Origin of the sequence: Corallococcus sp. CA041A (assembly GCF_003612075.1) — a bacterium.
GTDB lineage: Bacteria > Myxococcota > Myxococcia > Myxococcales > Myxococcaceae > Corallococcus > Corallococcus exiguus.
Genome location: NZ_RAWF01000342.1, coordinates 1 through 9,152, shown reverse-complemented (window position 1 = coordinate 9,152; position 9,152 = coordinate 1). Strand labels below are relative to the sequence as shown.

Genomic DNA, 9,152 nt, shown 5'->3' with positions numbered 1-9,152 from the left:
TCCAGCGACGGCGTTCCAAAACCTGTCCAACTGTCCGACAAGAGTCCGCGGCCCGGCAGGAGCGGGCAGCCCCTCCAGCGACGGCGTTCCAAAACCTGTCCGACTGTCCGACAAGAGTCCGCGGCCCGGCAGGAGCGGGCAGCCCCTCCAGCGACGGCGTTCCAAAACCTGTCCGACTGTCCGACAAGAGTCCGCGGCCCGGCAGGAGCGGGCAGCCCCTCCAGCGACGGCGTTCCAAAACCTGTCCGACTGTCCGACAAGAGTCCGCGGCCCAGATGAACCAGCAGCCTCCCGGCTGCGGTGCGCCAAAACCGGTCCGACTGTCCGACAGGTTTCGGCGGCCCAGATGAACCAGCAGCCTCCCAGCCGCGGTGCGCCAAAATCGGTCCGACTGTCCGACAAGAGTCCGCGGCCCAGATGAACCAGCAGCCTCCCGGCCGCGGTGCGCCAAAACCGGTCCGACTGTCCGACAGGTTTCGGCGGCCCAGATGAACCAGCAGCCTCCAGCCACGGTTCTCCAAGACCTGTCCGACTGTCCGACAGGTTTCCTCGGCTCGGGCGGGACGAGGTCCCGGGCCCCGGTTCTTCAAAACCTGTCCGACTGTCCGACAGGTTTCCTCAACTCGGGCGGGACGAGGTCCCGGGCCCCGGTTCTTCAGAACCTGTCCGACTGTCCGACAGCTTTCCGCTGCCCGGATGGTGCGGCCGACCCCAGCCACGGGCCCCCGAGCCTGTCCGACTGTCCGACAGGTTTCCTCGGCTCGGGCGGGACGAGGTCCCGGGCCCCGGCTCTTCAAAACCTGTCCGACTGTCCGACAGGTTTCCGGAGCCTGGCTGGCCCGAAGGCTCCCCACCACGGACCTCCGAACCTGTCCGACTGTCGGACAGGTTTTTTCGGTACGCCTCCGACGGGGGGCTGGCCGGACTCTCGCCTTCGCATCCGCAAGGACAGGGGTCATGTCCGGAGGCTCAGGAACGGGGCTCCGCGCCCGCACCCGGCGCGGCCCCCCCGATGGGAGCTCGCCGTGCGCCTCTGAAGTACCCGTACTTCGCCATCAGCGGCCACGCGAGCGCCACGGTGAGCGCCTTCGCTCCGGAGGCCAGTTCCCCCTTCCACGCGTCGTCCTCGCCGCGCAGGAGCGTGGGACCACTGCGGAAGCGGTCCGGGTTGCCGGTAACGGTGTGGTTCTTCCCCAGCATTACCGTGCGACCCTTCACCGGGTTCTGCGTGCGTGGCACGCCCGCCAGGTCCAGCACCGTGTCCACGGCGCGGTCCGGCGCGGCGATGAAGTCCTCGTATCGCAGGAAGAGCGACTGCGCGGGGAACCTCCGCGTCACCTCCTCCGACGCGGCGTTGAAGCCCAGCCAGTACGCAGTGCTGCGCGCGGCGGACATGGGGACGACGTACTGCTTCGTCTTCGTCCACGAGTGCGTCACCGCGCGCGGATCACGCACCAGGTGCAGATACAGCGGCCGGATGCCCTCCACGCGCGGCAACAGCGCCGCCTCGGACGGGAACTTCCCGCTGTCCACCAGCACCGAGCTCCCCGTCGCCCTCGCGATGGTGCGGTACGTCCGCGCGAGGAAGTCCGCGTGCGATTGGAGCGCGTGCGAATCCCCCGCCTCGTCCAGCACCCGCAACGTGTGCCGCGTGCGCACGGCGGCCTGCTGCCTGAGCACCACCTCCGCCGCATGCGCGCGCGGCGTCAGGCCCGCCGGCACGTCGGAGGTCAACACCGTGTTCCAGATGCCGCACTCCAACAGCTGCTGGCCGCAGCCGCACAACGTGTTGGAGCCGTTCCCGTACGCGTTCTTCCAGAGGAAGCTCAGCTCCCCCACGTGGAAGAAGCCCGGCACCTCGTTGAGGACGTTGCCCAGGATGGTGCTGCCGCTGCGGCACCAGCCGGTGATGTAGAGGACCGTGAGCTGCGCGCCCTCGCCCTTCGCGCTCGCGGAGGCCATCAGGTCAGCGACGCCACGAAGAAGTGGGTGGGCAGGTGCACCGCGAGCGTCGTGTAGACCTCGCCGTAGGCGGCCAGTCCCTCGCGCGGGAAGATGCCCGGCGGCGGCTCCGCGAACCGGATGACCGAGCGCTGGCTGTCATACAGCGTCGCCGCGGCGGTGAAGTCCCCGACGATGATGGTGCCCGGGTTCACCATGCGCGTGCGGCACAGGCGGATGCCCATGGCGGCCAGGTCCGACAGGAGCGACTGCTGGCCCACCAGGTGCTCGTAGAAGTCCAACGAGTTGATGACGATGCCGTCCGCGGACCCGCCCATCTGCTCCACCTGCGCGCAGGCGTTGAGCAGCGAGGCCACCGCGTTCTTCTTCGCCGGCAGCCGCACGATGCCCGGCGTGTGCAGGAGGCCGCGCACGCCGTCCCCGCCCTTGCCGATGCACAGCGCCTGGTTCTCCGCCGTGTTCAGCCGCACCAGCAGCCGGAAGTCGATGAACTGCGCCAGCGACTGGGAATCCTCCAGCAGGTTGCGCGGCACTTGAATCCACGCGCGCGTGGGCTTGAGCGCCTGCGTGTCCTGGTGGAACTCGAAGCCCGCTTCCGGGCGCAGGTCCACGTCCTGCACCGGTCCGGTGGGCTTCGCCTGGGGGTGCGTCTCGTACCAGAAGGGCACCGGATCGCGCTCGGCCTTGGCCGTCTTGAACATGCCGCGCACCGCGATGCGCGGACGGCGCTTGAAGCCGGGGAATGCGTCCACGATGGAGTTGTCGTAGTCCACGTGCGCCTGCGTGCCGTGCTTCTGGACCGCCGCCGCGAACGCCGCGCCGGGGGACAGTGACGCGTCCGCCTTCGATTTCGTGCTCAGGATGCTCATGGGGTGAGGCTCCTCGGAGTCAAAAAGCGGGAGTCAGACAGCGGTCTAGAGCGGATGCAGGCCGCGGAAGCCCAGCCCTTCCGTCTCCGGGCGGCCCAGCATCAGGTTCAGCGCATGCACCGCCGTGCCGGCGGCACCTTTCACCAGGTTGTCGATGGCCGCGTTCACCACGATGCGGCCCCGCTCCGCGTCCACGTCCACCGACAAGTCACAGTGGTTCGTGCCCAGGAGCGGCCCGGGCTCCGGGAACGGAGAGAGCGACGCACTGGGGCGCAGCAGCCGCACGAAGGGCTTCTCGCGGTAGCGCGTGGCGATGGCGCGCACCACCTCCGACTCCTCCACCGGTCGCGCCGCGAACGCGTGCACCGTCGCGAGGATGCCGCGCACTCCCGGCACCGCCGTGGCGCTGAAGTGGATGGTGGGCTGCTGTCCGGTGACGCGCGCCACCACGCCCTCCAACTCGCCCGTGTGCCGGTGGCCCACCGGCTTGTAGCAGCGCAGCGCGTTCGCCCGCTCCGGGTGGTGCGAGGAGCGGTCTGGCGTGGAGCCGCCTCCAGACGAACCCGTCTTCGCGTCCACCACCAGCACGTCCGGACGCACGAGCCCCGCGTGCAGCAGCGGCAGCAGCGCCAGGAGTCCCGCGTGAGCCATGCAGCCGGGCACCGCGACGTGGCGCGCGTTCGTCAGCGCGTCTCCCATCCACTCCGGAAGCCCGTAGACGAACGCGGGCACGTCATCCGGGCGCGGGTGCTTGCCGTACCAGCGCGCGTGCCCCGCGGCGTCCAGGCGGAAGTCCGCGCTCAGGTCCACCACCCGCTCCGCCAGCCGCGACACCTTCGGCCAGCGCTGGAGCAGCTCGCCTTGCGGCATGCAGCTCACCAGCACGTCGCAGGGCTCCAGCGCGTCGTGCGGCGTGTAGCGCAGCGTCCCCACTCCGCGCAGGTGCGGATGCGGGAAGTCCAGGCGCTTGCCGGCGAACTGGCCGGAGGTGGCCTGCACCACCTCCACGGCCGGGTGCGCGAGCAACAGGCGCAGCACCTCGCCGCCGGTGTAGCCCGCGGCTCCCAGCACCGCCACGCGCACGCTCATCGCCGGGCTCCTCCGGCTCCGGACGCGACGTACTCCGCGATGAGGTCCGGCAGCGGGACGCCCGTCTCGTCGATGCTGCGCGCGAACTCCACGCAGTGGTTGATTTCGTTGACGTAGATGTCGCCGCCGCGCGTCTCCAGCAGGTCCACCGCCACCATGTCCCCGCCCACCGCCTCCGCCGCGGCCTCCGCCAGCTTCGCGTGCACCACCGGCACCTCGTAGCGCTCCGGCACGGCGCCTCGCGCGGTGTTGGTGATCCAATGCTCTGAGCGCCGCCTGAGGCCCCCCACCGCGCGGCCGATGACGTAGACGCGCAGGTCGTAGCCCGGCTTGTCCACGTACTCCTGCACCAGCGCCACGTGGTCCTGCGCGCCGCCGGTGCCGAAGCGCGTGGACAGCACGCCTTCCGCCGCGGAGCGCGAATCCAACCGGGCCACCATCCGGCCCCAGCTGCCCAGCACGGGCTTGGTCACCACCGGGTAGCCCTTCTTCTCAATCGCCTCCAGGCACGCGTCCTCGTCGAAGGCCACGAAGGACCACGGCATGGGCACGCCCTTCGCGGCCAGCGCGGCGCTGGTGAGCGCCTTGTCCCCACACAGTGAGATGGTCCTCGCGCTGTTGAGCACGCGCAGCCCCTTCATCTCCAGGAACGTGGCCAGGTAGCGCGCACGCGTGAAGGACATGCTGCGCATCAACACGGTGTCGGCCTCGGTGACGCGCTGCCGGTCCATGGACAGCACCATCCCGGAGTCCTGCACCAGGTTGACGGCGCAGTCGCGCCTGCGCAGCGCCTCGAGGAGGAGCTTCTCCTCGGTGCGCACGCGCGTATAGACGAGGTCGACCTTGCGCATGGCGCGGGGCTACTCCCCCCAGTCTTCCTCGACCTCGGGAGCTTCCTCGAGCCGCAGCGGGTTGACGCCCACCACCTCCAGCTCGGCGGAACAGCCGCCACAGGAGAGCACCTCGCCCACCATCCGGTTGCCGCCCGGCACCGGCTGCGCGCACAGCGGGCACTGCTCCGGCGGCACGGACTGCGTCATCGGGTTCGGGTTCTGGACCTGCATGTCAGTCCCTCCTCGTTGCGGATTCCACGGCAAACACCGGGGTTCTTGGGAGCACTCCCAGGATGCGCTCGGCCACCTGCCCGCCCTCCAGCCCATGCCCCTTGAGCAGGGCCTCGTGCGAACCGGCGCGCGAGTCGTACCGGTCCTGCAAGCCCACGCGCAGCACGCGCCGCTGCAGGTCCAGCGAGCACACCGTTTCGCACACCGCGCTGCCCAGTCCGCCCAGCACGTTGTGCTCCTCCACGGTCACCAGGAGCCGCGTGCGCGCCGCCGTCTCGCGCACCGCCTCCTCGTCCAGCGGCTTCAGCGTGTGCACGTTGAGCACGCGCGCGGAGACACCTTGTGCATCCAGGAGCTTCGCGGCATCCAGCGCCACGGACACGCCCACCTCACCGTGCGCGAGCAACCCCACGTCGTCGCCCTCGCGCAGGAGCGCTGCGCGGCCCAGTTCGAACGGCGGGCGCGGGATGTCCAGCCGGGTGACGCGGTTGCGGCCCAGCCGCAGATACACCGGTCCGTCGTGCTGGAGCATCGCGCGCGTGGCGTGCACCGTCTCCAGGCCGTCCGCGGGCGACACCACGGTGAGGTTGGGCATCGCGCGCAGCACGGCCAGGTCTTCGATGGCGTGGTGCGTGGGGCCAAAGAAGGCGCCCGCCACGCCGCCGTAGTCGCACACCAGCTTCACGTTGGCGCGCGCATAGGCCAGGTTCAGCCGCACCTGCTCGCACGCGCGCATCACGCCGAACGCCGCGAAGCTGTGCGCGATGACCGTGTGTCCGCCGTGCGCCAGGCCACACGCCATGTCCAGCATGGTGGCCTCGCAGATGCCCAGGTTGAAGTAGCGCTGGGGGTGGCGCGCCTCGAACGGATCGCCTCCGCCGCCCAGGTCCGCCTCCAGGAAGACGACGCGCGCGTCCTCCTCCGCGAAGCGCGCCGCCGCGTGCCGGAACACCAGCCGGCTGGACAGCTCCGGGTGCGCGGCGAGCCACGCCTCCGGCGTCCGGGCCAGGTCCACCGTCGACTCGAGCGACGCGCTCACTGGCCGTCCTCCCTCAGCGACGCGAGCGCCCGGCGCAGGTGCTCCGGCGAGAACACCGCGTAGTGCGGCCCCTTGCCCTTGAGCATCGGCACGCCCGCGCCCTTGCGCGTCCGCGCGACGATGGCGCGCGGACGGCCACCCACGACAGGCGCCTCCAGCGCGGCCACCAAGGCGGGCAGGTCGTGCCCGTCCACCTCCAGCGACTGGAAGCCGAACGCGTCCAGCCTCTGCACCAACGCCTCCTGCGACAGGATGGCTTCGGTGGGGCCGTCGTTCTGTCCGCCGTTGCGGTCGATGATCAGCGTGAGGCCGGTGAGCTTGCGGTGCGACGCCACCTGGAGCGCTTCCCAGTTGGAGCCCTCGCCCATCTCTCCGTCGCCGCAGACGACGATGGTGCGGTTGGGTTCCCCGCGCAGCACATGCCCGAGCGTCAGCCCCACACCCAACCCCAGCCCATGGCCCAGGCTGCCGGTGGCGAACTCCACGCCCGGCACCGCCGCGTTCACGTGACCGGTGAAGATGCTGCCGTCCGCGTTGTACTCGCGCACCAGCGTCTCCACGTCCACGAAGCCGAACTCCGCCAGCGCCGCGTAGAGCCCCGCCGCAGCGTGCCCCTTGGACAGGATGAGGTGGTCGCGCTCCGGTGACTTCGGCGCGCGCGGATCCACGCGCATCACCCGGCCCAGCAGCGCCACCAGAATCTCCACCATCGACAGCGAGCCGCCCAGGTGACAGCCCGACGGCGTCGCCGCCAGCCGCACGATGGTCCGCCGGATCCGCAGGGCCCGCCGGGGCAGCAACGCCAGCCCCGCATCCGACGCGGCGCCCGCAGCCCCGTCACTGGTGCGGGCAGGCACCACCGGGCCACCGGAGGCCGTGGGTTCATCTGGCGTCCGCGCGTCGCGCGACAGCCCGGGGGTCGTTGGATTCGCCGAGAAAGTCATGCCCGTAGCGTCGCTGTTACAGCCCCGGAATCCGGCTGTTGTGAGACACCCTAGGAAATCGCATCATGCGCCGTCAACGCGGATTTTCTCAAGATATAGACCTACAAGAAAAAACCGTCTTGCCCGGTAATCTCGCGGTGTTACACGCGCGGAAGGCCCGGCATTCCCCGGTTTCGCGTCACTCGGAGGAGACCTTCGCATGGGGCAGCGTTTCCATAACGCAGCGGCATTGGAGAAGGGTTCGGAGTACCGCCGAAAGGGTTGGTGGCGTGACACCACGGTGGTTGACGATCTGCGTCGCTGCGTCCAGGCGCACCCGGACAAGACCGCGATCATCGCCGCACGGTACTTTTCCAAGGACATCACGCGGCTGACGTACGCGGAGCTGGCGCGATACATGGACCGGTTCGCGCTGGGCCTGCGCGAGCTGGGCGTGGGGCGCGAGGACATCGTCGCGGTGCAGCTGCCCAACGGGTGGCACTTCACGGCGCTGGCGCTGGCGTGCGCGCGGCTGGGAGCGGTCATCGCTCCCATTCCGCCGGACTACCGGCGGCGCGAGGTGGAGTTCATCCTGGGGCGCACGGAGGCCTCCGTGTACGTGGGGCCCACGTCGTGGACGGGGCACTCACACCGGGACATGGCGCGCGACATCGCGGGAGTGCTGCCGTCGCTGCGCCACCGGGTGCTGCTGGGCAGCAACACCGACCTCCAAGCGGGCGAGCGGGACTTCGAGCGCCACTTCATCGAGCGCGAGTGGGAGAAGGAAGCGTCTCTGGAGGGAGTGGCCCCGGCGGCCGCGGACGACGTGTGCAACATCCTCTATACGTCCGGCACCACGGGTGAGCCGAAGGGCGTGGTGCACTCGCACAACACGAACTACGGCATCACGCGCGCGCTGTGCGACACGCTGGGCATCGACGGAACGGACGTGGTGGCGCTGCCGTCGCTGCTGACGGCGTCCACGGGGTTCACGTATTCGTACCTGATGCCCATGCTCCTGGGGGCCACGGCCATCTACATGGACGTGGGCGACCCGGAGCTGACGCTCAAGCTCTTCGAGGAGCACGGCGTCACGTTCACGTACGGCATTCCCACGTACCTGATGAACCTCATCGCGTTGCAGCGAAAGCGCCAGCGGAACACCTCCTCGCTGCGGCAGCTGGCCACGGGCTCCATCCCGGTGCCGCCGCACCTCATCGCGGCGGTGCGCGAGGTGTTCGGCGTGCGGCTGCACACGCTGTGGGGCATGACGGAGAACGGCGCGGTCACCATCACCCGGCATGAAGATGCACCGGACTGGCCCAGCCAGAGCGACGGGCGCGCGGTGGCGTGGATGGAGACGAAGATCGTCCCGGCGCTCGCGGAGGACGGCACGCCGTATCCGGATGGGACGGGGCGGCTGATGGTGCGAGGCGCCAGCCAGTGCCTCACCTACTTCAAGCGCGACGACGTGTACGCCGCGGCGACGGACGCGGAGGGCTGGTTCGACACGGGCGACCTGGCGCGCGACGACGGGCGCGGCGGCATCCGCATCGTGGGGCGGCTGAAGGACGTCATCTTCCGGTACGGGTACAAGATCCCCGTGGTGGAGGTGGAGTCCGCGCTGTACTCGCACCCGAAGGTGAAGGAGGTCGCGGTCGTCGCGCACTCAGACGACAAGATTGGCGGCGAACGGGTGTGCGCCGTCGTCGTGGTGCGCGAGGGAGAGGCCCCGCCCACGCTCAACGAGCTGCGCGACCATCTCAAGCAGCAGGGCATGTCCAACCAGTACTGGCCGGACCGCCTGGACCTCATCGACGAGATGCCCAAGACGGCCACCGGCAAGGTGCGCAAGTATCTGCTGCGCGACAGGCTGAAGCCCGCGTGAGCGGGCGGGAGGAACGGCCATGAACCCGAGCCCTGAAGAAGCCACCAGTCCCACGGACACGGAAGCGAAGCTCGCGGCGTGGTGGAAGGAGTTGCTGGGCGTGGAGGTCGTGCGCCCGGAGGACCACTTCCTGGAGATTGGCGGCAACTCCCTGATGGCCACGGTCCTGTCCAACCGCATCGAGAGCGAATTGGGCGTGGAGGTGTCCATGGCGGAGCTGTTCAACACGCTCCGGGCCGTGGCCACGCTGTGCGACGAACTGCGCCAGGAGCAGTCCGCTTGAGCCGAGCCGCCCCCTGAAGGCGGCCCCTTCCCCGC

Annotated in this window: 9 protein-coding genes; 2 read left to right on the top strand and 7 right to left on the bottom strand. The window is 69.9% G+C overall.

Annotated features, from left to right (window positions below; translation table 11 throughout):
* Positions 1 to 969 precede the first annotated feature (969 nt).
* Genes D7V77_RS37740 through D7V77_RS37710 form a run of 7 tightly spaced genes read right to left on the bottom strand, consistent with a single transcriptional unit; the run spans position 970 to position 6,967 of the window.
* The gene (locus D7V77_RS37740; protein ID WP_120581081.1) at positions 970 to 1,962 is read right to left on the bottom strand and encodes a sulfotransferase; all 993 of its coding nucleotides are present in this window, start codon (positions 1,960 to 1,962) and stop codon (positions 970 to 972) included.
* Positions 1,962 to 2,831, bottom strand: a complete 870-nt coding sequence (locus D7V77_RS37735) for a family 3 encapsulin nanocompartment shell protein (RefSeq protein WP_120581080.1) — start codon at positions 2,829 to 2,831, stop codon at positions 1,962 to 1,964. The genes D7V77_RS37740 and D7V77_RS37735 overlap by 1 nt, the downstream gene beginning before the upstream one ends.
* 45 nt (positions 2,832 to 2,876) lie before the next feature.
* Positions 2,877 to 3,920 carry an N-acetyl-gamma-glutamyl-phosphate reductase gene (gene argC / locus D7V77_RS37730; protein ID WP_120581079.1) on the bottom strand — a complete coding sequence of 348 codons (1,044 nt, stop codon included), beginning with the start codon at positions 3,918 to 3,920 and terminating at the stop codon, positions 2,877 to 2,879.
* The gene (locus tag D7V77_RS37725) at positions 3,917 to 4,771 is read right to left on the bottom strand and encodes a RimK family alpha-L-glutamate ligase (protein ID WP_120581078.1); all 855 of its coding nucleotides are present in this window, start codon (positions 4,769 to 4,771) and stop codon (positions 3,917 to 3,919) included. The genes argC and D7V77_RS37725 overlap by 4 nt, the downstream gene beginning before the upstream one ends.
* Before the next feature lie 9 nt (positions 4,772 to 4,780).
* Positions 4,781 to 4,984, bottom strand: coding sequence for a lysine biosynthesis protein LysW (lysW, locus tag D7V77_RS44425; protein ID WP_199733962.1), 204 nt, complete (start codon positions 4,982 to 4,984; stop codon positions 4,781 to 4,783).
* A 1-nt stretch (position 4,985) separates the two neighbouring features.
* Positions 4,986 to 6,023 carry a transketolase family protein gene (locus D7V77_RS37715; RefSeq protein ID WP_120581077.1) on the bottom strand — a complete coding sequence of 346 codons (1,038 nt, stop codon included), beginning with the start codon at positions 6,021 to 6,023 and terminating at the stop codon, positions 4,986 to 4,988.
* Entirely contained in the window at positions 6,020 to 6,967 is a 948-nt protein-coding gene (locus tag D7V77_RS37710; RefSeq protein ID WP_120581076.1) for a 1-deoxy-D-xylulose-5-phosphate synthase N-terminal domain-containing protein, read from the bottom strand. The genes D7V77_RS37715 and D7V77_RS37710 overlap by 4 nt, the downstream gene beginning before the upstream one ends.
* A 199-nt stretch (positions 6,968 to 7,166) precedes the next feature.
* Here D7V77_RS37710 and D7V77_RS37705 point away from each other — a divergent pair, with 199 nt between their 5' ends.
* Both D7V77_RS37705 and D7V77_RS37700 read left to right on the top strand, forming a co-directional pair.
* Entirely contained in the window at positions 7,167 to 8,834 is a 1,668-nt protein-coding gene (locus D7V77_RS37705) for an AMP-binding protein (RefSeq protein ID WP_120581075.1), read from the top strand.
* 19 nt (positions 8,835 to 8,853) lie between these two features.
* Positions 8,854 to 9,117: a phosphopantetheine-binding protein gene (locus D7V77_RS37700; RefSeq protein WP_120581074.1), complete on the top strand. Its 264-nt coding sequence runs from the start codon at positions 8,854 to 8,856 to the stop codon at positions 9,115 to 9,117.
* The last annotated feature ends 35 nt before the right edge of the window (positions 9,118 to 9,152 follow it).

Coding starts and splice junctions, on each gene's coding strand:
- D7V77_RS37710 (WP_120581076.1), bottom strand. CDS start 6,967: ATGACTTTCTCGGCGAATCCAACGACCCCCGGGCTGTCGCGCGACGCG.
- D7V77_RS37705 (WP_120581075.1), top strand. CDS start 7,167: ATGGGGCAGCGTTTCCATAACGCAGCGGCATTGGAGAAGGGTTCGGAG.
- lysW (WP_199733962.1), bottom strand. CDS start 4,984: ATGCAGGTCCAGAACCCGAACCCGATGACGCAGTCCGTGCCGCCGGAG.
- D7V77_RS37735 (WP_120581080.1), bottom strand. CDS start 2,831: ATGAGCATCCTGAGCACGAAATCGAAGGCGGACGCGTCACTGTCCCCC.
- argC (WP_120581079.1), bottom strand. CDS start 3,920: ATGAGCGTGCGCGTGGCGGTGCTGGGAGCCGCGGGCTACACCGGCGGC.
- D7V77_RS37740 (WP_120581081.1), bottom strand. CDS start 1,962: ATGGCCTCCGCGAGCGCGAAGGGCGAGGGCGCGCAGCTCACGGTCCTC.
- D7V77_RS37725 (WP_120581078.1), bottom strand. CDS start 4,771: ATGCGCAAGGTCGACCTCGTCTATACGCGCGTGCGCACCGAGGAGAAG.
- D7V77_RS37700 (WP_120581074.1), top strand. CDS start 8,854: ATGAACCCGAGCCCTGAAGAAGCCACCAGTCCCACGGACACGGAAGCG.